This window comes from Pseudonocardia sp. TMWB2A, from assembly GCF_017312135.1.
This window is the reverse complement of sequence record NZ_QKQY01000002.1, coordinates 2,462,497-2,485,531: the sequence shown is the minus strand read 5'-3', so window position 1 is coordinate 2,485,531 and position 23,035 is coordinate 2,462,497. Positions and strand designations below refer to the sequence as shown.

The window sequence follows — 23,035 nt, the reverse complement described above, 5'->3', positions numbered from 1 at the left end:
CGGTGCACGAGCAGGGGGCGGCATGGTCACGACGGAGCGACCGGGAGAGCCAGGGGCCGGGGGGACGGGCACGGCCCGTCGTCGCGACCCGAAGCAGATCGCGATCTGGGTCGCGGTGGCGGTGGTGGGGGCGATCGCCTGGTCGATCGTCGCGTTCACCCGCGGCGAGCAGATCTCCGCGGCCTGGCTGGTGTTCGCCGCGGTCGCCTCCTACGCGATCGCCTACCGCTTCTACTCCCGCTTCATCGCCCATCGCGCGCTGCGCGTGGACGACACCCGGGCCACCCCGGCCGAGCGTCTCGACGACGGGCAGGACTTCCAGCCCACCGACCGCCGGGTGCTGTTCGGCCACCACTTCGCGGCCATCGCCGGCGCCGGCCCGCTGGTCGGCCCGGTGCTCGCGGCGCAGATGGGCTACCTGCCCGGCACGATCTGGATCATCGTCGGTGTCGTGTTCGCGGGCGCGGTCCAGGACATGGTCACGCTGTTCTTCTCCACCCGCCGCAGCGGGCGCAGCCTCGGCCAGATGGCCCGCGAGGAGATCGGGCCGGTCGGCGGGACGGCGGCCATCGTCGCCGTCCTCGCGATCATGGTGATCCTGCTGGCGGTGCTGGCGCTGGTCGTCGTGCAGGCCCTGGCAGACTCGCCGTGGGGCACGTTCTCGCTCGCGATGACGATCCCGATCGCCCTGTTCATGGGCTTCTACCTGCGCTACCTGCGACCGGGGAAGATCATCGAGGTCTCGGTGGTCGGCGTCGCGCTGATGCTGCTGGCCATCGTCGGCGGCGGCTGGGTGCAGAACTCGTCGTGGGGCGAGGTCTTCCACTTGACCGCGAACCAGCTGACCCTCGCGCTGGTGGTCTACGGCTTCGCCGCCTCGGTGCTGCCGGTCTGGATGCTGCTCGCGCCGCGCGACTACCTGTCGTCGTTCATGAAGGTCGGCGTGGTCGTGCTGCTGGCCGCCTCGATCCTGCTGGCCTGGCCGTCGCTGCAGATGGACGCGCTGACCCGGTTCGCCTCCGACGGGCAGGGCCCGGTCGCGGCGGGCTCGCTGTTCCCGTTCGTCTTCATCACCATCGCCTGCGGTGCGCTGTCCGGGTTCCACGCCCTGGTCGCCTCGGGCACGACGCCGAAGCTGATCCAGAAGGAGTCCCAGATCCGGGTCATCGGCTACGGCGCGATGCTCACCGAGTCCTTCGTCGCGATCATGGCGCTGGCCGCGGCCTGCATCCTCGACCCCGGCCTGTACTTCGCGATGAACATGCCCGCGACGGTGCTCGGGCCGACCGTCGAGACCGCCTCCGCCGCGGTGCAGCAGATCGGATTCACCATCTCCCCCGCCGACCTGACCGCGGCCGCGCAGGCCGTGGAGGAGCAGACCCTGGTCGGGCGCTCCGGCGGGGCTCCGACGCTCGCCGTCGGGCTGTCGACGGTGTTCTCCCAGGTCTTCGGCGGCGATGCGATGCGCGCGTTCTGGTACCACTTCGCGATCATGTTCGAGGCGCTGTTCATCCTCACCACGGTGGACGCCGGCACCCGCGTCGGGCGCTTCATCCTGCAGGACACGATCGGCAACGTCTGGCCGCGCTTCCGCGACACGAGCTGGCGGCCGGGCGCCTGGATCTGCAGCGCGGTCATCGTCGGGGCCTGGGGCTACCTGCTCTACGCCGGCGTCAACGACCCGCTGGGCGGGATCTACCAGCTCTTCCCGCTGTTCGGCATCGCGAACCAGCTGCTCGCGGCGGTTGCGCTGGCCGTCTGCACGACGCTGCTGATCCGCACCGGCCGGGCCCGCTACGCCTGGATCACGCTGGTGCCGCTGGTGTTCGACGCCGTGGTCACGCTGACCGCGAGCTACCAGAAGATCTTCTCCGACAACCCCAAGCTCGGGTTCTGGGCCCAGCGCGACCAGTACCAGGCCGCCCTCGACGCCGGGAAGACGAGCCTGGGGACCGCCAAGACCGTCGAGGCGATGCAGAAGGTCGTCGTGAACACGACCGTCGACACCGTGCTCACCGCCCTGTTCGCGGTGCTCATCGTGATCGTGCTGGCCGACTCGGTCCGGGTGTGGGTCGCCGCGCTGCGCGGACGCCCGCTGCCCGGCGGCTCCGAGGACCCGTACGTCGAGTCCCGGATCCAGGCGCCGGCCGGGCTCATCGCCACCCGCGAGGAGCGCGAGCTCGCGCGGACCGGGGGCTCCGGATGAGCCGGGTCCGGGCGTTCTGGACGTTCCTGCGCGAGCTCGCCGGGGAGCGCGACTACGAGCGGTACCTGGCCCATCGGGCGGCCCACCATCCGGGTGCGCCGGTGCTGGGCGAGCGCGAGTTCTGGCGGGAGCGGACCGACCGTCAGGACCGCGTCCCGTCCGCCCGCTGCTGCTGACCCGGGTATTTCACTCCGATGGAGCAGTGCCCGGACGGACTCGGTCACCCACTGTGGACGGCGGAGGGTGCCGAAGGGGGCGTCGTTGCACGGTGTCGACGAGATCGGCCCAGCGTGGCGCCCCAGCAGGTAGCCTCTCGCGGGGAACCGGGGACGTCCGAGTGGACGAACCCGCACCCGTCGTGTGCCCCGAACGGGACCCGGCTCCGTCGCTCGTCGTGACGGTGGCCGACCGGTCCCGGCCGGAAAGTCGCGGCGGAGGCGGAACACCGGGCCGTCCACGGCGATACACACCGTGAACGTCGTCCCCGGGGCGACGACACAGGTACGGCGGAGGTGTGAGGCGAGATGCTGGACGTCCGGGTGTCCGAGGACACGGACATCGACGCGCTCGTCGCGTTCGTCGAACGGCTGGCGTCGGCCGGCCGCGGCGGCGCGGCACCGCGGACGGCGGCGGCGCGGATCACCGGCGACGTGCGCGCCGGCCGGGTGCCCGCCGGTCTGCGGACCCTGTCGACCGCGCTGGGGGCCGCGGCCCCGCCGCGCCCCGAGGAGGACCCCGCCCACCCGTCGACGCTGCTCGGCGTGGTGGCCGAGGAGCCGCTCGTCGTGCTCTCCGACACCAGCCCCGGCGAGCTCGCCAGGGCGCTGGCCGAGCTGACCGGCTACGGCATGCGCGTCCTGCTGACCGGTGCGCCCGCCGAGCGCGTCGCCGCGGTGCACGACGCGCTGCCGGCGAGCGTCGCGGGCCGCGTCGCCACGTCGTTCCCGGAGCTGCCGGTCCCCGAGCTGCAGCGGCTGCGCCGCCTGCTCGCCCGGGTCGGCGCCGACCGCGCCGCCCGGCGCGGCCAGCAGCTCCCCGACGCCGACGGCATGCCCGACCCGGCCGACGTCGCGGGCTGCTGCGAGCGGGCCGGACGGGTCGTGGCCGGAGCCGAGACCGGTGAGGCCCGGATCGTCCCCGGCCTGCTGCGCGACCTCGACGCCGACCGGCGCGGGGCCGTCACCCAGGTCGCCCGCTGCGTGCTGCGCTCGCTGGAGTCCATCGCCGCGGCCCCGGACGCCGACCGGCTGCGCGAGGTCGTCGGCCGCCTGGTCCACCAGGGTCTGCGCGCCGAGTTCGAGGCGCTCCAGGGCCACTCCGCCCGGCAGCGCGACGACCGCGCCCGCTACGCCGCGGGGCCCGCGATCGAGATCGTGGAGCCGCTGCCCCAGGGCGGCGCCGACGTGGTCCGCCGCTACCTGGACTTCCTCGACTCCGGCGGCCGGACCCGGTCCTACTTCCGCCCGCAGGAGCAGAAGGACGCCGAGCCGCACCTGCGCCGCTTCCGCGTCGCCGGTGAGGCCCCGCAGAACTACGACCACGTGGTCGCGATCGTCCACCACCTCGACCTGGCCCGCCGCGACGACGAGATCGCACGGCTGTGCTCGGTGCTGGGGCTGCCGATCCCGCGGGACCCCTCCGAGCTGCCCGCGCTCACCGACACCCTGGACCGGGTGGCGGCGACCGCACGGTCGGTCGGCGCGCTCCGCCACGACGTGCTGTTCCTGCAGCAGGACTCCCCGGTCTCGGTGCCGGACCTGGCCGCCGCGGAGCGGGTCGCCCGCGCGATCGTCGACTACGACGAGCACGGCGACCCCGCCGAGGCCGCCGACGAGCTGGAGCGCCTGGCCGCCACCTGCGCCGACCGGGTGCCCGACGGGGCACGGGCCCCGGAGCACGAGGCCGTCGTCGCGGCGCTGCGGGCGCACGACCCGCAGGCCTACACCGACGCGTGCGAGGAGCTCGACCGCGCCCGGCGCGAGGTCGCCGACCGCGACGAGCTGGACCGGCTGCTCGGCGAGCTCGCCGGGACCCATCCGCAGCTCGCCGAGACCTGGGCGGCCGACGCGGGCCGCGGCGTCCCGGGCTTCGGCCTGGTCGTCGCCGAGCCCGTCGACGACGTCCTCGGCACGCTGCCCCCGGCGGACACCGCCGACCTGGTGGTCGTGCTGGGTGCGGGTGCGATGCAGGCCGACGGGCTGCTGCTGACCGCGGCGGCGCCGCGGATGCTCGCCGTCGTCGGGGACGAGCCGCGGGCCGCCTCGTCCGGGACGACCCTGCTCGAGGTGCTGAACCAGGCATCGGCGCGGTTCCTGCGCGGCACCGGGGACCGCACCGCCGCCGTGCGGCCGGACCCCGCGGTCCCGGTCGTCCCGCCGCTGTCGTCGGTGCCCGCCGCCCGTACGGCCGCGGAGGCACCGGAGGTCCCGGTCGCCGTCCCGGCGCAGGCCGGACCGGTCACCGCCCACGAGGCGGTCGAGACGCCGGTGCCCGCACCGCGCCCGGCCCCGCGCGGGTCGGACACGGCGCCGCGTGACGACGCGCCGTCCCGCCCGTCGACGCCGTCGGCGATGGCCCCGGGCCCGCGCCCGGCCGTCACGGGCGGCCGGGAGGACTGAGCGTCAGCTGCTCGCGCGGATCCCGTCGGCGACCTGCGCGAGCAGCACGAACGGGTCGGTGTCCGGCGGCCCCGCCGGCTGCCAGCGCTGCCCCGAGCCGGGGTCGGCGACGCGGTACAGCGTCCAGCTGCCAGGCCCGGGGTCGTCGGCCCGCAGCTGCGCCAGCGCCGTCGACGACCACGCCGCACCCAGCTCCGGGAAGGCGGGCGGCCGCCGGTCGAGGATCGTAACGGTGCTGCCGGCCGTGGTGTAGGCGATCCGGCGCCGGTCGCTCTCGCCGTCGGGTACCTGCTCGGTGCACCAGGTCGCGAGCTGCGTGCGGACCTGCTCCGGGACTCCCATGGCGCGACATGGTCCCCGATCGGGCCTCGCGCGGGGAAGGGCGGCCTCCGTCGGAGGTCGTAGGCCGCAGTGCCGACCTGCGCCCGATGTGCCGGGGACCCGTTCCGGCGAGGCTCGACGGCATGATCACCGCACGCCGGACCGGCGGCCCGCCCCGCCGCGGCTCCGCCGCCATCGCCCTGCTCGTCGTGCTGGTCGCGGCCCTGGTCGGCGGCTGCGCGGCCCCGGCCGCCCCGGCCCCCGACCCGGCCCCGCGGGCGGCCGTCCCGACCGCCCCGCTCACCCCGGCCGACGTCGACGCCTGGCTGGACGGCCTCGTCCCCGCCGCGCTCGACCGGGCCGGGATCGCCGGGGCCGCGGTCACCGTCGTCCGCGACGGGCAGGTCCTCGCCACCCGCGGCTACGGCTCGGCCGGACCGGGCAGGCCGGTCGACCCCGACCGGACGCTGTTCCGGGTCGGGTCGGTGTCGAAGGTGGCCACCGCGGTCGCCGTGCTGCAGCTCGCCGACCGCGGCCTGGTCGACCTCGACGCCGACGTCCGCCGCTACCTCGACATCGACGTGCCGATGCCCCGCGGCCCGGTGACCCTGCGGAACCTGCTGAGCCACACCGCGGGCTTCGAGGAGCAGATCCGCGGCCTCATCCGCACCGCGCCGGGTGGTCCGTCGCTGCGGGAGTTCCTCGCCACCGACCCGCCCGAGCAGGTCGGCACCCCCGGCACCGTGCCGTCGTACTCCAACTACGGCTACGGCCTGGCCGGGCACGTCGTCGAGCGGGTCACCGGGGAGCCCTTCGAGCGCTACGTGCAGCGCGAGGTGCTCGACCGCGCCGGCATGACGACCGCGACCTTCGACCAGCCGCTGCCCGCGGCCGCCGCCGGGGCGATGTCGGAGGGCTACACCAGCGTCGACGCCCCGCCGGCGCCGTTCGAGATCGTCAGCCCGGCCCCGGCCGGATCGCTCAGCGCCTCGGCCACCGACATGGGCCGGTTCGCCTCCGCCCTGCTCGGCGCGGCGGGCTCGACCCCGCTGCTCTCCCCCGCCGCATGGGCGCTGATGCAGCGCCCGGCGCTGGGCCCGGACACCCTCGGCGCGCTCGCCGACGGCCCGCGGATGGCACCCGGCCTGTTCGACGAGAGCCGCAACGGCCACCTCGTCCTCGGCCACGGCGGCGACACCCAGTGGTTCCACTCGCACCTGCAGCTGTACCCGGCCGAGCGGATCGGCGTGTTCGTCACGACGAACAGCAGCGGTCGCGGCGGCGCGGACACGCTGGAGCTGCGGCGTGCGGTGACCGAGGGGTTCACCGACCGCTACCTGCCCGGCGCGGCGGGCCCGGCGCCCGCCCCGGACGCCGGCACCCCGGCCCGGGCCGCCGCGATCGCGGGCACCTACGAGTCGGCGCGCCGGTCGGCGAGCACCTTCATGGGGGCGATGAACCTGTTGGGGCAGATGCGGGTGGCGGCCCGCCCGGACGGCACGCTGCTGGTCTCGCCCGCCCCGAACGACGTCCGCCCGGCCGCCTACGCCGAGGTCCGGCCCGGGCTGTGGCGGGAGGTAGGCGGCCAGCGGCTGCTGACCGTGCGCACCGACGCCGACGGCCGGGTCACCGCGCTGGGCCACGACGCGGCGTTCACCGAGCTGCCGGTCGGCCCGCTGCGCGACGCGGCGCTGCTCGGCACGGTGCTGGCCGGCTCGGTCGTGGTGCTGCTCGGCGCGCTGGTCGCCTGGCCCGCGGGGGCGCTGTGGCGGCGCCGGTACGGCGTGGTCGTCGCGGCACGGCCGCGGACCGACCGGGTCCTGCACGGCCTCACCCGGGCCGCGGCGGCGGCCGTGCTCGTCGCCCTCACGGGCTGGGTGGTCTCGGTGCTCGCGATCGCGTCGCTGGGTGACGTGCCGCTCCCGGTGCTGCGCGGGCTCCAGGTGCTCCAGTGGATCGGGCTGGCGGGCGTGCCCGTCGCGGCGGCCGGGGTGGTCACCGCGCTGCGCGCCCGGGCCGGCGCATGGCCGGTGACCGGCCGGGTGCTGCTGCTGGTCGCGCTGGCCGGCGTCGCGGTGGTGGCGGTCGTGGCGGGCCTGCTGCTGCCGAGCCTCACCTACTGAGCCCTACGATCACCCCACCCGAGGCCGGAGACCCCATGCACCCGCACCCCGAACCGCCGCCCCGCACGGGCGCGGAACGGCTCGACGCCCGGCTCACCGCGCTCGGCCTGGCCGGACCGCGACGCCGTGACGCCGCCCTGGCCGTGCTCGTCGCGGCCGGGACGCTCGCGGTGGTCGCCCCGGTGGTGCTGGCACCGGGTCCGGCCGCGGAGCTGGGCCTCGCGCCGGGCACGGCGGCGCTGGCACTGGGGGTGGTAACCGTGCAGAACCTGCTGCTGGCGCTGCGCCGCACCGCCCCGGCGGCCTGCCTGGCGCTGACGGTCGGGCTGGAGCTGGTGAACGTCGTCGTGCTGCCGGTGGGCGCGGCGCTGCGCGGCCCCGCGACGGCGGTCGCGGCCGGCACCTGCGGGTCCCGGCTCCCGGCGTGGCGGGCCGGGGTGCTGGTCGGGGTCGCGGCGGTCGTCGAGACGGCCGTGGTGCTCACCGGGATCGCGGTCCGCCCGCCGGGCGACGCGCTGTTCGGCGCTGTCGGGCTGGTCGTCGCCCAGGTGCTGTCGGCGGTCCTGGTCTACGGCGGCCCGCTGCTGCTGGGCGTGTACCTGCGGACCCGGCGTCGCTACGCCGAGCTCGACCGGGTGCACACCGCCGGTGTCGTCGCGGCGTACCGGGAACGGGCGGACGCCGCCGTCGCCCGGGAGCGGGCCCGGATGGCCCGCGAGCTGCACGACGTCGCCGCCCACCACCTGTCGGCGATGGTGGTGCAGGCCGCGGTGGTCGAGCGGCTGGTGGACCGGGACCCGGACGAGGCGCGCCGGACGGCGTCGCGGCTGCGGGAGCAGGGTCGCCGCACCCTGCACGACCTGCGTCTGGTGGTCGGGGCGCTGCGGGAGCCGGGCGCGGGCGGTGCCGAGGCCGACGCCCCGGTCCCCGGTCTCGCCGAGCTCGACGGGCTCGTGGAACAGGCCCGGGAGCTGGGCGGGCCGGTGGAGCTGGTCCGGCGCGGGGACCCGGGCGAGCCGTCCCCGGTCGCCGACGTCACCTGCTACCGGGTGGCGCAGGAGGCACTGGCCAACGCCCGTGAGCACGCCCCCGGCGCCCCGGTCCGGGTGACCGTGACCCACGCCGACGGCCGGGTCGCCGTCGAGGTGGTGAACGGGCCCGCACGCGGCACCCCGGCACCGTCCGCGGGTGCCCCGGGTACCCGCGGGTTCGGGCTGGCCGGGATGCGCGAGCGGGCGCAGCTGGTCGGCGGGACGTTCGAGGCGGGCCGGACCGGCGACGACGGCTGGCGGGTCCGCCTGGTCGTCCCGCACGATCCCGGCCCGGAGACCGGAGGGGGACGCGCGTGATCAGGGTGGTGCTGGCCGACGACCAGGCGGTGGTCCGGGCCGGGTTCCGGATGTTCCTGGAGCTGGCCGGTGACGTCGAGGTCGTCGGCGAGGCGTCGAGCGGGCCGGAGGCCGTCGCGCTGGTGCGCGCGCACCGGCCCGACGTGGTCTGCATGGACGTCCGGATGCCCGGCGGCAACGGGCTCGTCGCGACCCGGGAGATCACCGGCCTCGACGACCCGGTCCCGGCGGTCCTCGTCGTCACCACCTTCGACCTCGACGACTACGTGTTCGGCGCGCTGGAGGCGGGCGCGAGCGGGTTCGTCCTGAAGGACACCCACCCCGACGACCTCGTGGACGCCGTCCGCCGCCTCGCCCGCGGCGACGGGCTGATCGACCAGACCGTCACCCGCCGGGTGATCGCCGAGTTCGCGCGTCGCCGCCCGGCCCCGGACGCCGCACCGGACGGCGGGGTCGCCCCGCTGACACCGCGCGAGACCGAGATCGTGCGGATGCTGGCCCGCGGGCTGTCCAACGCCGAGATCGCCGACGAGCTGGTCGTCGAGACGTCCACGGTCAAGTCGCACCTGGGCCGGGCGATGGCGAAGATCGGGACGCGGGACCGGCTGCAGACCGTGGTGTGGGCCTACCGGACCGGCGTCGCCGCTCCCGGTTGACGGCCCGGACGGCTAGCGTCCGCGTCATGGCACAGCACGAGGTGAGCAGGTTCGGGCACGTCGACCCCGACGGGCTCCCGCCGGACCTGGCGGAGCGGATCGGCGCGATCGCGGAGCGGTCGGGGTTCGTCCCGAACGTGTTCCGCGCACTGGGGCGGCGCCCGCGGGAGCTGCGGGCGTTCCTGGACTACCACGACGCGCTGATGGACTCCGACGACGGACTGTCCAAGGCCGAGCGCGAGCTGGTCGTCGTCGCCACCTCGGGGGCGAACAACTGCACCTACTGCGTCGTCGCGCACGGCGCGATCCTCCGGGTCCGCTACAAGGACCCGGAGATCGCCGAGCGCGTCGCGACCAACCCCTACGCCGTCGAGCTGTCGGAGCGCGAGCGCGCGATCGTCGACCTGGCCCTGCTGGTCGCCCGGAACTCCGAGGCGCTCACCGAGGCCGACCTCGACGACGCCCGCGCCGCGGGGCTGTCCGAGGACGAGATCTGGGACGTCGGCGCGATCACCGCGCTGTTCGCGATGTCGAACCGGCTCGCGCACCTGACCGCGCTGCGCCCGAACCCGGAGTTCTTCCTGATGGGGCGCATCCCCCGCAGCTGAGGGCCCGGTCCGCCGCCGCGGCCGGTGTTCCCGGAACGCCCTGCCCGGGTTCCGGGAACGACGGCCCGGCTGCCGGGGACCGGCCTAGGGTCCGGCGCGGCGGACCGCGTGGGCGGCCGCCGGAGGGAGGACGACGGTGTCCCACGGGATCCTGACCCGCGAGCAGCTCGGCCACCTGCGGCACTGGGACAACCTGTCCCGGCAGCTGCCCAACGACTGGTCGCTGATGCACGGCAAGGGCGTCAGCCAGGACGACTTCGGCGGCTACCGCTTCCAGCTCGCCTACATGGTCTACGGGCTCGCCCTCACCCACCGGCACCGGCTGCCCGCGGCGCCCGGCCTGTTCGCCCCCACGATCCGCCGGCTGGTCGAGAAGCTGCTCGAGCCCGAGGTGTGGCTCTACTGGCGCGACGTCTCGCGCGGCGGCTCGGTGTTCAACGCCCACCTCTCCGACGGCTACACCGAGCAGTGGGACCCGGTGGTCCGGGACAACATCATGTACTCGGCGTACGTGCAGTCCTGCGCCACGCTGCACGACCAGCTCTTCGGCTCGGACCACTTCGCCGCCCCCGGCTCGCTCACCTTCCGGCACTGGTCGTTCTTCTGGGGCGGGGAGGAGAAGCGGTTCGCCTACGACCGGGACTCGCTGACCGAGCACCTGTACTGGCAGATGGTCGAGACCGGCTACCTCGGCGTCGCGTGCGAGCCGAACTGCGTGTTCCAGATCTGCAACCAGCCCGCGATCCTCGGGTTCCGGCTGCACGACCAGATCACCGGCGGCACCCGCGCCGACGAGGTCGTGGCCGGCTACGAGAAGGCGTGGGCCGACTTCGGCCGTCTCGACGAGGGCGGCCACTACGCCATGATGATCTCCGAGGACACCCGTGAGGTGCGGCCCAACGACCTCCCCTCGCCCTGGGCCGACGCGTGGTGCGGCGCGCTGATGAACACCTGGAACGGCGACTTCGTGCGCCGGCACTACCGGCGGCAGGTCGCCGACTTCCTCGAACCCGGTCCCGACGGCACGTTCTCGGTGCCCTCCGCGCCCGCCCGTCAGGTCATGGGACAGGAGATCGTGTCCGACACCTGCGACTTCGGCTGGGTCGCGGCCTGGGCCTCGGAGATGGGCGACCGGGAGACCCTCGACGGCCTGCTCGCCCACGCCGACCGGTTCATGGCCCCGACCGAGCGCGACGGCGGCCTGTACTACCCGCGCAACGACACACCCCACGACGCCGACGGGCGGCGCACCGAGATCGAGCCGATGACCGGCAACGTCCTGCTCGGCTACGCGCGGCTCAACGTCGAGGACGGCCTGCGGGGCCTCTACCGCGACCCCTGGCCGGCCGGGCACCACGACGCGCCCCGGCTCGCCGAGGTGGACCGCGACGTCGAGGTCAGCCGGGCCGAGGTCGTCGACGGCGTGCTGCACGCCCGCCTGCGCCGCGACCGGAGCGTCCCCGGCGGGGGCACCGTGACCCTCGCCGGCCTCGCACCCGGGACCCGGCTGCGCCTGGACGGCACCGAGGTCACCCCGCGCACCCCGTCGGTGCTGGCGGTGCCGGACGGCGCGGCGGTCGACCTGGTGGCCGCGCCGTGACCGCGCCGCCGATCCGCGCGACCTACTCGCTGGTGGACCACCACGGCGTCCCGGTCACCGAGGCGACCTACCGCGGGCGCTGGCAGCTGGTCCGGTTCGGGTTCACCGCGTGCCGGGTGGTCTGCCCCCGCGCACTCGACCTGCTCGACGACGTGCTCGACCGGCTGGGCGCGGCGGCCGCCGAGCTGGTCCCGCTGTACGTGACCGTCGACCCCGGCCGGGACACCCCGGACCGGCTGCGGAGCCACCTCGCGGCCACCCACCCCCGGTTCACCGGACTCACCGGGACCGCGGAGCAGACCGGCGACGCGGCGGCGGCCTTCCGCGTCTTCACCCGCCGCCGCGACACCCCGGACGGCTACGACGTGCAGCACACCGCGATGACCTACCTGCTCGACCCCGCCGCCGTCCCGGCCCGGTTCTGGCCGGACACCCGGGACGCGGCGTCGATCGCCGCCGACCTGGCGGCCGTACTCACGGCCGCGGGGACCCGACCTGCCGGTCGGACGCCCCCGGACGGCCCCACGCCCCCGGGGTGACCCCGTAGCGGCGCCGGAAGGCCCGGGTGAACGTGGTCGTGTCGGCGAACCCGCACCGCGCGGCGACGGCGGCGACCGTCGGGCGGTGCTCCCCGTCGAGCAGCCGGACGGCCCGCCGCAGACGCTCCTCGCGCAGGAACGTGGCGGGTGGCGGCCGGCCCGCGTCGGCGAACACCCGTGTCACGTAGCGGCCGGAGACCCCGAACCGCCGGGCGACGGCGTCGACGGACAGGCCGGGGTCGGTGAGGTGGTCCAGGACGAACCGTTGCATCGTCGCGGCGAGGGCGACCGGGCCGGTCGGGAGCGCCTCGGTGCCGTCGAGCGAGCCGAGCAGGGCGTCGAGCATCTGCAGCACCGCCGACGACATCCGGGCGGCCGGCACCGGGTCCAGGCCGTCGGCGGTCTGCTCGAGCGTGGCGAGGGTGGCGGCCAGTACGCGCAGTGCCGGTGTCGAGGCCGGGATCGTGCGCGCGAGGGCCGCGGCGACGGCCGCCCCGTCGAGCTCCGCGCACTCCTCCGTCACCTGGAGGGTGAGGCAGGTGGTCGGCTGCTCGCACACCAGCGACAGCCGGTCGCGGCTGCGGTACAGCACGGCCTCACCGGCGACGGCCCGGGCGACCCGCCCCGCCTGCGACACGCGTACCGAGCCGCTGCCCTGGATCGAGAGGAACAGCGTGTCCGGCGCGTCGTCGAGCGACCCGGAGCGGGTCATGCGGCACGGGTCGGCGGTGATCCGGGAGACGTCCAGGCGGGCGTCGAGCCCGCGCCCGACGAGCTCGCCGCGGAAGGCCGCGGGCCGCCCGCCCGGTGGCTGCACCCGGAGTGGGACGAAGCCGGTCTCGGCGATCGCGCTCCACTCGTCGAAGGAGGAGGCCGTCGCCGAGTACATCCCGCGATGCTAACTCCGCGACGCCCCCCGGACCGTCGCCTCAGAGCACCTTCGACAGGAACGCGCGGGTGCGCTCCTCCTGCGGGTCGGAGAGCACCGCGCGCGGGTCGCCCGACTCGACGATCCGGCCGTCGTCCATGAACACCAGCGCGTCGCCGACCTCGCGGGCGAAACCCATCTCGTGGGTCACGACGATCATCGTCATGCCCTCGCGGGCCAGCTCGCGCATCACGTCGAGCACCTCGCCGACCAGCTCCGGGTCGAGCGCCGAGGTCGGCTCGTCGAACAGCATCAGCTTCGGCTGCATGGCCAGTGCCCTGGCGATCGCCACGCGCTGCTGCTGCCCGCCGGACAGCTGCGCCGGGTAGGCGTCGGCCCGGTCGGCCAGCCCGACCCGGCCGAGCAGCTCCACGGCCCGCTTCCGTGCGGTCGCGCGGGACTCCCGGCGGACGACGACCGGCGCCTCCATCACGTTCTCCGCCGCGGTGCGGTGCGGGAACAGGTTGAAGCGCTGGAACACCATGCCGATCTCGCGGCGCTGCCTGCCGAGCGCGGAGTCGCGCAGCCGGTAGAGCTTCCCGTTCTCCTCGCGCAGCCCCATGAGCTCGCCGCCCACCCACAGCCGCCCGGTGTCGATCGTCTCGAGGTGGTTGATGCAGCGCAGCAGCGTGGACTTGCCCGAGCCCGACGGCCCGATCACGCAGCAGACCTGCCCGGGCTCGACGACGAGGTCGACGCCGCGGAGCACCTCGACGTCGCCGAAGCTCTTGCCGACCGTCTCGGCCCGGACCATCGGGGTCACGAGGTCTTCCCTCCCGTCCGGAACGAGAACAGCCGCACCAGCGGGGTCGCCTCGGTGACGGCACCGGCGACACCGCGGCCGTAGCGGCGTTCGATGACCCGCTGACCGGCGGTGAGCAGCGAGGTCAGCAGCAGGTACCAGGCCGCGGCCACGATCAGCAGCGGGATGGTCTGGAAGTTCGTCGAGTAGATCCGCTGCACCAAGGTGAGCAGCTCGGTGTAGCCGATCACGACGACCAGCGACGTCGTCTTCAGCATGCCGATGGTCTCGTTGCCGGTCGGCGGGATGATCACCCGCATCGCCTGCGGGAGCACCACCCGGCGCAGCGTCTGCGCGCGGGTCATGCCGAGCGCCCCGGCGGCCTCGCTCTGGCCCTGGTCGACCGACTGGATGCCGCCGCGCACGATCTCGGCCATGTAGGCGGCCTCGTTCAGCCCGAGGCCCAGCAGGCACGCCAGGAACGGCGTGATCAGCGAGTTCGTGTCGAACACGACGAACTCCGGGCCGAACGGGACGCCCAGCGACAGGTTCGGGTAGAGCGCCGACAGGAAGCTCCAGAACAGCAGCTGCGCGATCAGCGGGGTGCCGCGGAACAGCCACAGGTACACCCCGGCCACCCCGGAGAGCACCGGGTTCGGCGACAGCCGCATGACGGCCAGTCCGACGCCGCCGACGATGCCGATCAGCATCGACAGCACGGTCAGCACCAGGGTGTTGGCGAGCCCGTTGAGCACCGGTGCGGAGAACAGGTACTGCGCGACGACCGGCCAGCCGAAGTTCTCGTTGGTCAGCAGCGTGTTGACCAGCATCGCGCCGAGGACCGCGAGCACCGCGATCGCGACCCACCGTCCGGGGTGCCGGACGGCGACCGCGTCGCGGGGCTCGGGTCGGGCGCCGGTGGTCGCCGGCTCAGCCACCGTTGATCGAGGACGTGGCGATGGCGCCGTTGGCGACGTTCCACTTGTCGAGGATCTTCTTGTAGGTGCCGTCGTCGATCAGCGACTGGACGGCGCCCTGCACGGCCTGGGCGTACTGGCCGTCGTTCTTCTTGAGCGCGACGCCGTACGGGGCGGTGTCGTAGGGCTGCCCGACGACCTCGACGGCGCCGTTCGTGGTGGTCTGCGCGTAGGCCGCGACCGGGGAGTCGGCGAGCATCGCGACGATCCGGTTCGAGTTCAGCGCGAGCGTCACGTCGGTCTGGGCCTGCAGCTCGGTCACCTGGATGGCCGGCTTGCCCTCGTCGGTGCACTTCTTGGTGCGGGCCTGCACGTCCTCGACCTGCACGGTGCCCTGCTGGACGCCGACGGCCTTGCCGCAGAGGTCGTTCGGGTCGATCCCGTCCGGGTTGCCCTTGCGGGTGGCGAGGCTGGTGCCCGCGGAGAAGTAGCCGACCATGTCGAGCACCTTGGTGCGCTCGTCGTTGATGGTGAACGACGAGATGCCGGCCTCGTAGCGGCCGCCGGTGATGCCCGGGATGATCCCGGAGAACTGGCTCTGCTCGAACTTCGCGGTCAGCCCCAGCTTCTGGGCGATGGCGTTGCCGAGGTCGACCTCCATCCCGATGATCGTGGTGCCGTCGGGCGCGGTGAACTCGTTCGGCGGATAGGTCGGGTCGGTGCCGACGACCCACGTGCCGTCCTGCCGCACCTCGGCCGGCACCATCGCCGCGAGCCGGTCGTCCTTGGCGACGGCCGGGATCGGCGCGTCGGTGCCGGTGGCCTCGGCGGAGCCGCCTCCCCCGCTGCCGTCGCCGCCGGCCCCACAGCCGGTCAGGACCAGTGCGGTCAGTGCGGACAGTGCGATCCCGGTCAGGGAGCGGACGCTGCGGGTCCTCGCGGTCGTCATGCGGTTGCCTTCCAGGTGAGGCGGGGTCGAACGGCGGGGATCCTGCCACTTACCGGCGGGTCACCGCCGCACGCACGACCGATCCGTTACGTGCTCGTCGCACTCCGGTGGAACGCCGCGCCGGTCCGTGCCCGTTCGCCTACTGTTGGTGCGACGACCGAGTGCCGCGGGATCGTCGCGGTGCCGCACCGTCACGGAGGTCCTCGAAGATGTCGCTGTTCCGCAGACTCACCGTCCTGGCAGGAGCGGTCGAGGCCGCCCGCCGCTACGCCCGGTCCAACCCGGACAAGGCGGGCAAGGCCCTCGACTCCGCCGCCCAGTTCGTCGACAAGCAGACCAAGGGCAAGTACACGAACCAGATCGCCGGGGCCGCGCGCAAGGCGAAGGACGTCGCGGGCATCCCGCAGCCCGGCTACGGCTACGGCGCGCCGGGCACCACGCCGCCCGCCCCGGGCCGCCCGGCCGTCGGGAACCCGCCGTACCCGGCGGCCGGTGCGGACGCGCCGACGCAGCGCACCCCGCAGCAGCCCCCGGCGTTCCCGCCGCCGAACCCGGAGCGTCCGCACGGCGCATGACCCGCTCCCGCGACGGTCCCGGCCGGGTGCCGGGACCGTCGTATGTGGACGTCCGACGGTCCGTCGTCCACCCGTCGACCTGCGGGGCACCGGTTCTCCTCGGGGCCGGTGACGTGCCAGGATCGGTGGTGACGCGCCTGCGCGTCCCGGGTCCGCACCACCCGCACGGGCCCGGAGCCGACGCTCCCGGGCGTGACCCCGCCCGGTGCGACCGAGGAGGTCTGCCGTGGACGTACCCCAGGCGTGGATACCGACCGATCCGCGGTCGCGGCCCAGCCACGACCAGGTCGTCGCCGGGCTGAAGGGCGTCGACGAGGGCGGGCCGGAGCTCGTCCAGCTGCTCACCCCCGAGGGCGAGCGGGTGCCCGACGAGCGCTTCGACCGCTACGCCGCCGACATCACCGCCGAGGACCTGCAGTCGCTCTACCGCGACCTCGTCCTGGTCCGGCGGGCCGACCGCGAGGGCAACTCCCTGCAGCGTCAGGGCGAGCTCGGCCTCTGGGTGCCGCTGCTCGGCCAGGAGGCCGCGCAGGTCGGCTCCGGCCGCGCGCTCGCGCCCGAGGACATGTGCTTCCCCAGCTACCGCGAGCACGGCGTCGCCTGGTGCCGCGGGGTCGACCCGACCGAGCTGCTCGGCATCTTCCGCGGCACCGACCACGGCACCTGGGACCCGGTCGCGACCCGGTTCCACCCGTACACGATCGTCATCGGCAACCAGTGCCTCAACGCCGCCGGCTACGCGATGGGCCAGCGCTTCGAGTCGAAGGTCGGCGACCGGGACACCGGTGAGGCCACCATCTGCTATTTCGGCGACGGCGCCACCAGCCAGGGCGACGTCCACGAGGGCTTCGTCTGGGCCGCCGCCTACGACGCGCCGCTGGTCTTCTTCTGCCAGAACAACCAGTGGGCGATCTCGGTGCCGGCCGAGCGCCAGACCCGGGTGCCGCTCTACCAGCGCGCCCGCGGCTACGGCTTCCCCGGCGTCCGGGTCGACGGCAACGACGTCCTCGCCTGCCTCGCCGTCACCCGCTGGGCGCTCGACGAGTGCCGCACCGGCAACGGCCCGGTGCTGATCGAGGCGTTCACCTACCGGATGGACTCCCACACCACCTCCGACGACGCGACCCGCTACCGGCTCGCCGACGAGGTCGAGCTGTGGAAGCTCAAGGACCCGATCGAGCGGGTCCGGGTGCACCTGGCCCGGCGGCACGGCGTCGGCGCCGACTTCTTCGACGCCGTCGAGGCCGAGGCGGACGCGCTGGGCGAACGGATGCGGGCGTTCTGCCGGGCGATGCCCCAGCCCGGCCCGGAGCGGATGTTCTCCCAGGTCTACGCCGAGGCGTCGCCGACGGTGGAGCGCCAGCGCGAGGAGCTCCTGGCCTACCACGCGTCGTTCGCGGACGAGGAGGGCTGAGCCGTGCCGACCACGATGGCGAAGGCGCTCAACGACGGCCTGCGTGCCGCGATGGAGCGCGACCCCAAGGTGCTGGTCATGGGTGAGGACGTCGGCCGGCTCGGCGGCGTCTTCCGCATCACCGACGGGCTGCAGAAGGACTTCGGCGAGCAGCGCGTGCTCGACACCCCGCTGTCGGAGTCCGGGATCATCGGCGCCGCGATCGGGCTCGCGGTGCGCGGGTTCCGCCCGGTCTGCGAGATCCAGTTCGACGGGTTCGTCTTCCCCGGCTACGACCAGATCGTGTCCCAGCTGGCGAAGCTGCGGTACCGGACGCAGGGCCGGGTTCCGGTGCCGGTCGTCGTCCGGATCCCCTACGGCGGCGGGATCGGTGCCGTCGAGCACCACTCCGAGTCGCCCGAGTCGCTGTTCGCGCACGTCGCGGGCCTGAAGGTGGTCACCTGCTCGACCCCGTCGGACGCGCACTGGATGATCCAGCAGGCGATCCTCTCCGACGACCCGGTGATCTTCTTCGAGCCGAAGCGCCGGTACTGGGAGAAGGGCGAGCTCGACGGCGCCGACCTGGCGTCGGCGTACCCGCTGCACGCGTCGCGGGTGGTGCGGCCGGGCTCGACGCTGACCGTCGCCACCTACGGGCCGATGGTGCGGACCTGCCTCGACGCGGCCGCCGCGGCCGCCGAGGAGGGCCGCGAGCTCGAGGTGGTCGACCTGCGGTCGCTGTCCCCGCTCGACCTCGGCCCGGTCGTGGACTCGGTGCGCCGCACCGGCCGGCTGGTCGTGGTGTCCGAGGCGCCCGCGGAGTCGTCGGTGACCTCCGAGGTCGCCGCCCGGATCCAGCAGGAGTGCTTCTTCTCGCTGGAGGCGCCGGTGCTGCGCGTGACCGGTTTCGACACGCCCTACCCGCCGTCGCGGCTGGAGGACGAGTACCTGCCGGACCTGGACCGGGTGCTCGACGCCGTCGACCGTTCCCTGGCCTGGTGAGGACCGCACATGCGTGAGCACTTCAAGCTGCCCGACGTCGGCGAGGGGCTGACCGAGGCCGAGATCGTCACCTGGCGGGTGGCGCCCGGGGACACGGTCGCGGTGAACGACGTGATCGTGGAGATCGAGACGGCGAAGGCGGCCGTGGAGCTGCCCTCGCCGTGGGCCGGGACGGTCGGGGAGCTGCTGGCCGAGCCGGGCGCGACCGTCGCCGTCGGGACGCCGATCATCGCGATCGACACCGGTGGGGCCGCGCCCGACGCCGGCGCCGACACCGGCGCGAAGATCGGTGAGGCGGGCAAGGACGGACGGATCGCGACGCTCGTCGGGTACGGGCCGCGGCAGGGCTCCGCCCGGCGACGGCCCCGGCGCGAGCCCGCCGCCTCCGCCGAGGCCGCCGCCTCACCTGCGCCCGCCGCCTCCGCTGCGCCCGCCGCCCCGTCCGGGTCGTTCGCGGCGGGGCACCCCGGCGCCGGTGGCTCCGGGGGCCCGGATGCACCGGGGCCGGGCGCGGTCCCCGTCCCGTCGCCCCAGCAGTCGCTCGGGTCGCCCGAGCAGGCCGCTCCCGGGACGTCCACCGGGGCCGACCCGGGGGCCGGGGGCTCCGACGGGCAGGCCGGGGGTTCCGACGGGCGGGCCGGGGGCGACGCGGTCGGACCGCGGGCCGCGCAGGTCCCGCTCGCCCCGCCGCCGGTCCGCCTGCTCGCACGGGAGCTGGGCGTCGACTTGCGGGCGGTGACGGGGACCGGGCGGGACGGCCGGATCACCCGGGAGGACGTGCACGCCGCCGCGTCGGGGGCCGGGGGCGCGGGCGCCGGGCTCACGGGTGCCGGACTCACGGGGGCCGGGAACGGCGCTGCGGCCGACGGCCGGGGCGCCGGAGCGGGCGCTGCCGGGACGTCCCCCGCCGGGTCGCCGGTCGCCGGGGGCCTCGCCGCGGCGGGTGCCGCTGCCGGGGGTCTCGCTGCCGGGGGTCTCGCCGGCGCCGCGACCTCGGGTGCCGCGCCGGACGACTCGGGCCCCGGCGATTCGGGGCCCGCCGCCGGGCGGGGCACCGCCGCCGCCCAGGGCGCGGCCGCCGGACCGGGTACCGCCGCGGGTCAGGGTGGGGCCGCCGGGCCTGGCTCCGCCGCCGGGCCTGGCTCCGCCGCGGGTCAGGGCTCCGCCGCGGGTCAGGGCGCTGCCGCCGGACAGGGCGCTGCCGCCGGGCCGGGCACCGGGGCCGCCGGGGCTCCGGCCGGATCGGCCGTCGCCGCCGTGGCGGGCACGACCACCGCCCGGCCCACCGAGGACCGGCGCGAGCCCATCCGCGGCGTCCGCAAGGCCACCGCCGCGGCGATGGTCGCGAGCGCGTTCACCGCGCCGCACGTCACCGAGTTCCTCGACGTCGACGTCACCGAGATGATGGCCCTGCGCGACCGGCTGCGGGCCTCGCGCGAGTTCGCCGGGGTCAAGCTGACCCCGCTGGCGTTCGTCGCGAAGGCCGCCTGCCTCGCCGCCGCGCGGACCCCTGCGGTCAACGCCAGCTGGGACGAGCGCGCCGGCGAGATCGCCTACTACGCCCGCGTCCAGCTCGGCATCGCCGCCGCGACGCCGCGCGGGCTCGTCGTCCCCAAGATCCGCGACGCGGACACCCTCACCCTGCGCGGCATGGCCGACGCGCTCACGACGCTCACCGACACCGCCCGGGCGGGCCGGACCGCCCCGGCCGACCTGGTCGGGGGCACGTTCACGATCACCAACGTCGGCGTGCTCGGCGTCGACACCGGGACGCCGATCATCAACCCCGGCGAGGCCGCGATCCTCGCGGTCGGGTCGATCAAGCCCGCCCCCTGGGTCGTCGACGGCGAGCTGGCCGTGCGCACCGTGTGCCGGCTGGCGCTGTCGTTCGACCACCGCCTCGTCGACGGGGCCGAGGGCTCGCGGTTCCTCGCCGACGTCGGCGCGCTGCTGCACGACCCCGGGGTCGCCTTCACCTGGTGACCTGGGGAGATCATCCGAGGGCCCCGGGAGATCGATCCGGGGAATTCGGGCGATCCGGGAGCAGAACGGCGTGCCCGTGCGTTGTACGGGCATGCCGTTCGTGCTGCTCTACGTCGTGCTCGAGATCGTCGCGCTCGCCGGGCTGATCGCGTGGATCGGACTGGGCTGGACCCTGCTGGTCCTGCTCGCCGGGTCCGTGGTCGGACTCCTGCTCGCCCGCCGGGAGGGCGTCCGCGCCGCCCGCGCGCTCGCCACCGCGGTGCAGCGCGGGAAGCTGGCGCACGAGGAGGCGACCGACGGGCTGCTCGTCGCCGCCGGTGGCATCCTCATCTTCCTGCCGGGCCTGATCACCGACGTGCTCGGTCTCGCCCTGGTGTTCCCCCCGACGCGGGCCCTGGTCCGGCGTCGCATGGTGAACGCCGCCGAGCGGGCCGCACCGAGCCTGCGCACCGCGCGGATCCGCTACGGCGCCACCGTGGTCGAGGGCGAGACCGTCACCGAGCCGCGCACGGCGACCGCGTACCCGCGCATCACCGGCCCCGCCGCGGGCACCGGCCCGGTCGTCGACGGCGAGGTCGTGGACGGTCCCGACCGCACCTGACCCGTCACCGGGCCCCGCGATGCGTGGTCGCCCGGCGCACCCCGCACGCGGTCACCGCACCCCGTGCGGAGGGTGCGACGGCGGCACCAGGGGTGCGACGGCCGGGCGCGGCAGGTCCGGGACGGGGTGGTGGACGGCGGGAGCGTTCGGGGGTCGCCCCCGCCGTCCTTCTCACCAGCCGGGGCGCGCTCCTGCGAGCAGGCTGCGCAGGCTCTCCAGCCGTCGGCGACGCAGCGTGATCGGCTTCATCCGCAGCGTCGAGTGATGCATCCGGTCGGCGCGGTGCCGTCCGCGGTGTCGGCCCACAGCGCTCTCCTCCCGGGCGTAGTCACGTGCGACAGGGTGGTGCACGCCTCAGAGTGTCGCTGGTCAGCCGCGGTCGCGGAAGGTCACCGGGCGCGGGCCACCGGATCGTGACGACAACACTGTCATTCACCGGTCCCGCTCGCACGGTGCGTTCGCGGCGGACCGCACGGGCGACGCCGGAGCCGGCCCGGACGGGCATAGCGACCACGCTGGGTGACCGACGTCGTCGCTGGGCCGCCCGGGTGGCGGGGCCGCGACACGCCGTCGTCGTCTACGGAATTCCGAAGAGCGGCGGATACCGTCCTCGCATGGACCCGGTGCGCAACCCGTTCGCCCCCGGCGCCGGGCAGCGCCCGCCGGAGCTGGCCGGCCGGGACCGCGAGGTGGACGCCTTCGAGATCGTCCTGGAGCGGGTCTCCCGCGGTCGCCCGGAGCGGAGCCTGGTGCTCACCGGGCTGCGCGGCGTCGGCAAGACGGTCCTGCTCGGCGAGCTGCGCTCGATGGCGATGCACGCCGGCTGGGGCGCCGGGAAGATCGAGGCCCGCCCGGACGCCGACCTGCGCCGTCCGCTGTCCGCGGCGCTGCACCGCGCGATCCGCGACCTCGCCGTCCGGCACCGGGCGCCCGAGCGCATCGACGAGGTGCTGGGCGTGCTCAAGGCGTTCGCGCTGCGGTCGTCGCCGGAGGGCACCAAGCTGCGGGAGCGCTGGCAGCCCGGCATCGACGTCCCGGTGAAGAACGGGCGCGCGGACTCCGGGGACATCGAGATCGACCTCGTCGAGCTGTTCACCGAGGTCGCCGAGCTGGCCCAGGACGTCGGCTCCGGCATCGCGCTGCTGATCGACGAGATGCAGGACCTGCGGCCCGAGGACGTCTCCGCGCTCTGCGCCGCCTGCCACGAGCTGTCCCAGGCCCGGGTGCCGCTCGTCGTCGTCGGGGCGGGGCTGCCGCACCTGCCCGCGGTGCTGTCGGCGTCGAAGTCCTACTCGGAGCGGCTGTTCAAGTACTCGCGGATCGACCGGCTGGACCGCAAGGACGCCGACTTCGCGCTGATCGCCCCGGCCGAGCGCGAGGAGGCGACCTTCGACCAGGAGGCCCTCGACGACCTCTACGTCCGCTCGGGCGGCTACCCCTACTTCGTGCAGGCCTACGGCAAGGCCGCCTGGGACGCCGCGCCGACCAGCCCGATCGGTGTGAAGGACGTCGAGATGGCCGCCCCCGAGGCCGAGGCCGAGCTCGCGGTCGGCTTCTTCGGCTCGCGTTTCGAGCGGGCGACGCCCGCGGAGCGCGAGTACCTGCGGGCGATGGCCGAGCTGACCGACGGGGAGGACCACCCCGTCGAGACGTCGCTGGTGGCCAAACACCTGGACCGGCGCGCGTCGTCGCTGTCCCCGGCGCGCGACAGCCTGCTCAAGAAGGGGCTGGTGTTCTCCGCCCAGCGCGGCCAGATCGCCTTCACCGTGCCGCACTTCGGGCGGTACCTGCTCGCCAACACCTGAGCCCCGCTGCTCCGGACGAGTGAAAACTGTTTGCGGTGTAACAGGTCGTCGTGTCGGCGCGAAACCCCTGCTGAGCCCCGCGGCGCCACCCGACCCCCGACTCGGTAGCGCCGCGGGGCG

At 75.1% G+C, this 23,035-nt stretch carries 21 protein-coding genes; 15 read left to right on the top strand and 6 right to left on the bottom strand.

Annotation, left to right across the window (positions count from 1 at the left end; translation table 11 throughout):
• The first annotated feature begins 22 nt into the window (after positions 1 to 22).
• The 3 genes from DMP17_RS26475 to DMP17_RS26465 all read left to right on the top strand — a co-directional run bounded on the left by DMP17_RS26475 (position 23) and on the right by DMP17_RS26465 (position 4,824).
• A complete protein-coding gene (locus tag DMP17_RS26475; protein ID WP_337830929.1) occupies positions 23 to 2,206 on the top strand; it encodes a carbon starvation CstA family protein in 2,184 nt (727 codons plus the stop codon).
• The gene (locus DMP17_RS26470) at positions 2,203 to 2,382 is read left to right on the top strand and encodes a YbdD/YjiX family protein (protein WP_073576102.1); all 180 of its coding nucleotides are present in this window, start codon (positions 2,203 to 2,205) and stop codon (positions 2,380 to 2,382) included. Before DMP17_RS26475 ends, DMP17_RS26470 begins: the two co-directional genes overlap by 4 nt.
• Positions 2,383 to 2,730: 348 nt before the next feature.
• Positions 2,731 to 4,824 (top strand): hypothetical protein, encoded by a 2,094-nt coding sequence (locus tag DMP17_RS26465; protein ID WP_226368021.1) that lies wholly within the window; start codon positions 2,731 to 2,733, stop codon positions 4,822 to 4,824.
• A gap of 3 nt (positions 4,825 to 4,827) precedes the next feature.
• Here DMP17_RS26465 and DMP17_RS26460 read toward each other — a convergent pair whose 3' ends face one another.
• The gene (locus DMP17_RS26460) at positions 4,828 to 5,166 is read right to left on the bottom strand and encodes a DUF3024 domain-containing protein (RefSeq protein WP_208822755.1); all 339 of its coding nucleotides are present in this window, start codon (positions 5,164 to 5,166) and stop codon (positions 4,828 to 4,830) included.
• 122 nt (positions 5,167 to 5,288) lie between these two features.
• On the opposite strand from DMP17_RS26460, the gene DMP17_RS26455 reads away from it, so the two are divergent.
• The 6 genes from DMP17_RS26455 (at position 5,289) to DMP17_RS26430 (ending at position 12,020) form a co-directional block, all read left to right on the top strand.
• Positions 5,289 to 7,268, top strand: coding sequence for a serine hydrolase domain-containing protein (locus tag DMP17_RS26455; RefSeq protein WP_337830928.1), 1,980 nt, complete (start codon positions 5,289 to 5,291; stop codon positions 7,266 to 7,268).
• Between the two features lie 35 nt (positions 7,269 to 7,303).
• Complete coding sequence (locus DMP17_RS26450) at positions 7,304 to 8,617, top strand: sensor histidine kinase (RefSeq protein WP_337830927.1); 1,314 nt, start codon at positions 7,304 to 7,306, stop codon at positions 8,615 to 8,617.
• A complete protein-coding gene (locus tag DMP17_RS26445; RefSeq protein ID WP_073576097.1) occupies positions 8,614 to 9,273 on the top strand; it encodes a response regulator transcription factor in 660 nt (219 codons plus the stop codon). Before DMP17_RS26450 ends, DMP17_RS26445 begins: the two co-directional genes overlap by 4 nt.
• 26 nt (positions 9,274 to 9,299) lie before the next feature.
• Positions 9,300 to 9,881: a peroxidase-related enzyme gene (locus DMP17_RS26440; protein ID WP_226354407.1), complete on the top strand. Its 582-nt coding sequence runs from the start codon at positions 9,300 to 9,302 to the stop codon at positions 9,879 to 9,881.
• A gap of 136 nt (positions 9,882 to 10,017) precedes the next feature.
• Positions 10,018 to 11,481, top strand: coding sequence for a linalool dehydratase/isomerase domain-containing protein (locus DMP17_RS26435; protein ID WP_226354406.1), 1,464 nt, complete (start codon positions 10,018 to 10,020; stop codon positions 11,479 to 11,481).
• Complete coding sequence (locus tag DMP17_RS26430; protein ID WP_226354405.1) at positions 11,478 to 12,020, top strand: SCO family protein; 543 nt, start codon at positions 11,478 to 11,480, stop codon at positions 12,018 to 12,020. Before DMP17_RS26435 ends, DMP17_RS26430 begins: the two co-directional genes overlap by 4 nt.
• Here DMP17_RS26430 and DMP17_RS26425 read toward each other — a convergent pair.
• Genes DMP17_RS26425 through DMP17_RS26410 form a run of 4 tightly spaced genes read right to left on the bottom strand, consistent with a single transcriptional unit; the run spans position 11,956 to position 15,556 of the window.
• Complete coding sequence (locus DMP17_RS26425) at positions 11,956 to 12,909, bottom strand: AraC family transcriptional regulator (RefSeq protein ID WP_226354404.1); 954 nt, start codon at positions 12,907 to 12,909, stop codon at positions 11,956 to 11,958. The genes DMP17_RS26430 and DMP17_RS26425 overlap by 65 nt on opposite strands.
• 40 nt (positions 12,910 to 12,949) lie before the next feature.
• On the bottom strand, positions 12,950 to 13,702 hold the full coding sequence (locus DMP17_RS26420; RefSeq protein ID WP_226356612.1) for an amino acid ABC transporter ATP-binding protein: 753 nt from the start codon (positions 13,700 to 13,702) through the stop codon (positions 12,950 to 12,952).
• A gap of 5 nt (positions 13,703 to 13,707) precedes the next feature.
• Complete coding sequence (locus DMP17_RS26415; RefSeq protein WP_337830926.1) at positions 13,708 to 14,628, bottom strand: amino acid ABC transporter permease; 921 nt, start codon at positions 14,626 to 14,628, stop codon at positions 13,708 to 13,710.
• Positions 14,621 to 15,556 (bottom strand): ABC transporter substrate-binding protein, encoded by a 936-nt coding sequence (locus DMP17_RS26410; RefSeq protein WP_178373119.1) that lies wholly within the window; start codon positions 15,554 to 15,556, stop codon positions 14,621 to 14,623. The genes DMP17_RS26415 and DMP17_RS26410 overlap by 8 nt, the downstream gene beginning before the upstream one ends.
• A gap of 209 nt (positions 15,557 to 15,765) precedes the next feature.
• Here DMP17_RS26410 and DMP17_RS26405 point away from each other — a divergent pair, with 209 nt between their 5' ends.
• From DMP17_RS26405 to DMP17_RS26380, 5 genes are all read left to right on the top strand, one after another.
• Complete coding sequence (locus DMP17_RS26405) at positions 15,766 to 16,131, top strand: antitoxin (protein ID WP_337830925.1); 366 nt, start codon at positions 15,766 to 15,768, stop codon at positions 16,129 to 16,131.
• Between the two features lie 226 nt (positions 16,132 to 16,357).
• Positions 16,358 to 17,545: a pyruvate dehydrogenase (acetyl-transferring) E1 component subunit alpha gene (pdhA, locus tag DMP17_RS26400; RefSeq protein WP_337830924.1), complete on the top strand. Its 1,188-nt coding sequence runs from the start codon at positions 16,358 to 16,360 to the stop codon at positions 17,543 to 17,545.
• Positions 17,546 to 17,560: 15 nt separating this feature from the next.
• Entirely contained in the window at positions 17,561 to 18,526 is a 966-nt protein-coding gene (locus DMP17_RS26395; protein ID WP_226368282.1) for an alpha-ketoacid dehydrogenase subunit beta, read from the top strand.
• Between the two features lie 9 nt (positions 18,527 to 18,535).
• The gene (locus DMP17_RS46470) at positions 18,536 to 20,509 is read left to right on the top strand and encodes a dihydrolipoamide acetyltransferase family protein (protein WP_443217911.1); all 1,974 of its coding nucleotides are present in this window, start codon (positions 18,536 to 18,538) and stop codon (positions 20,507 to 20,509) included.
• A 70-nt stretch (positions 20,510 to 20,579) separates the two neighbouring features.
• Complete coding sequence (locus tag DMP17_RS26380) at positions 20,580 to 21,110, top strand: FxsA family protein (protein ID WP_337830923.1); 531 nt, start codon at positions 20,580 to 20,582, stop codon at positions 21,108 to 21,110.
• 171 nt (positions 21,111 to 21,281) lie between these two features.
• On the opposite strand, the gene DMP17_RS26375 is transcribed toward DMP17_RS26380, so the two are convergent.
• Positions 21,282 to 21,416 (bottom strand): hypothetical protein, encoded by a 135-nt coding sequence (locus DMP17_RS26375; RefSeq protein ID WP_255497807.1) that lies wholly within the window; start codon positions 21,414 to 21,416, stop codon positions 21,282 to 21,284.
• Between the two features lie 308 nt (positions 21,417 to 21,724).
• Between DMP17_RS26375 and DMP17_RS26370 the strand changes: the two genes are divergently transcribed.
• Positions 21,725 to 22,915 (top strand): ATP-binding protein, encoded by a 1,191-nt coding sequence (locus tag DMP17_RS26370; RefSeq protein ID WP_226354400.1) that lies wholly within the window; start codon positions 21,725 to 21,727, stop codon positions 22,913 to 22,915.
• Positions 22,916 to 23,035 lie beyond the last annotated feature (120 nt).

Bases quoted from the DNA above. Each gene is read 5' to 3' on its own strand.
- DMP17_RS26475 (WP_337830929.1), top strand. From the start codon at position 23: ATGGTCACGACGGAGCGACCGGGAGAGCCAGGGGCCGGGGGGACGGGC.
- DMP17_RS26470 (WP_073576102.1), top strand. From the start codon at position 2,203: ATGAGCCGGGTCCGGGCGTTCTGGACGTTCCTGCGCGAGCTCGCCGGG.
- DMP17_RS26465 (WP_226368021.1), top strand. From the start codon at position 2,731: ATGCTGGACGTCCGGGTGTCCGAGGACACGGACATCGACGCGCTCGTC.
- DMP17_RS26460 (WP_208822755.1), bottom strand. From the start codon at position 5,166: ATGGGAGTCCCGGAGCAGGTCCGCACGCAGCTCGCGACCTGGTGCACC.
- DMP17_RS26455 (WP_337830928.1), top strand. From the start codon at position 5,289: ATGATCACCGCACGCCGGACCGGCGGCCCGCCCCGCCGCGGCTCCGCC.
- DMP17_RS26450 (WP_337830927.1), top strand. From the start codon at position 7,304: ATGCACCCGCACCCCGAACCGCCGCCCCGCACGGGCGCGGAACGGCTC.
- DMP17_RS26440 (WP_226354407.1), top strand. From the start codon at position 9,300: ATGGCACAGCACGAGGTGAGCAGGTTCGGGCACGTCGACCCCGACGGG.
- DMP17_RS26425 (WP_226354404.1), bottom strand. From the start codon at position 12,909: ATGTACTCGGCGACGGCCTCCTCCTTCGACGAGTGGAGCGCGATCGCC.
- DMP17_RS26420 (WP_226356612.1), bottom strand. From the start codon at position 13,702: ATGGTCCGGGCCGAGACGGTCGGCAAGAGCTTCGGCGACGTCGAGGTG.
- DMP17_RS26410 (WP_178373119.1), bottom strand. From the start codon at position 15,556: ATGACGACCGCGAGGACCCGCAGCGTCCGCTCCCTGACCGGGATCGCA.
- DMP17_RS26405 (WP_337830925.1), top strand. From the start codon at position 15,766: ATGTCGCTGTTCCGCAGACTCACCGTCCTGGCAGGAGCGGTCGAGGCC.
- DMP17_RS26395 (WP_226368282.1), top strand. From the start codon at position 17,561: ATGGCGAAGGCGCTCAACGACGGCCTGCGTGCCGCGATGGAGCGCGAC.
- DMP17_RS46470 (WP_443217911.1), top strand. From the start codon at position 18,536: ATGCGTGAGCACTTCAAGCTGCCCGACGTCGGCGAGGGGCTGACCGAG.
- DMP17_RS26370 (WP_226354400.1), top strand. From the start codon at position 21,725: ATGGACCCGGTGCGCAACCCGTTCGCCCCCGGCGCCGGGCAGCGCCCG.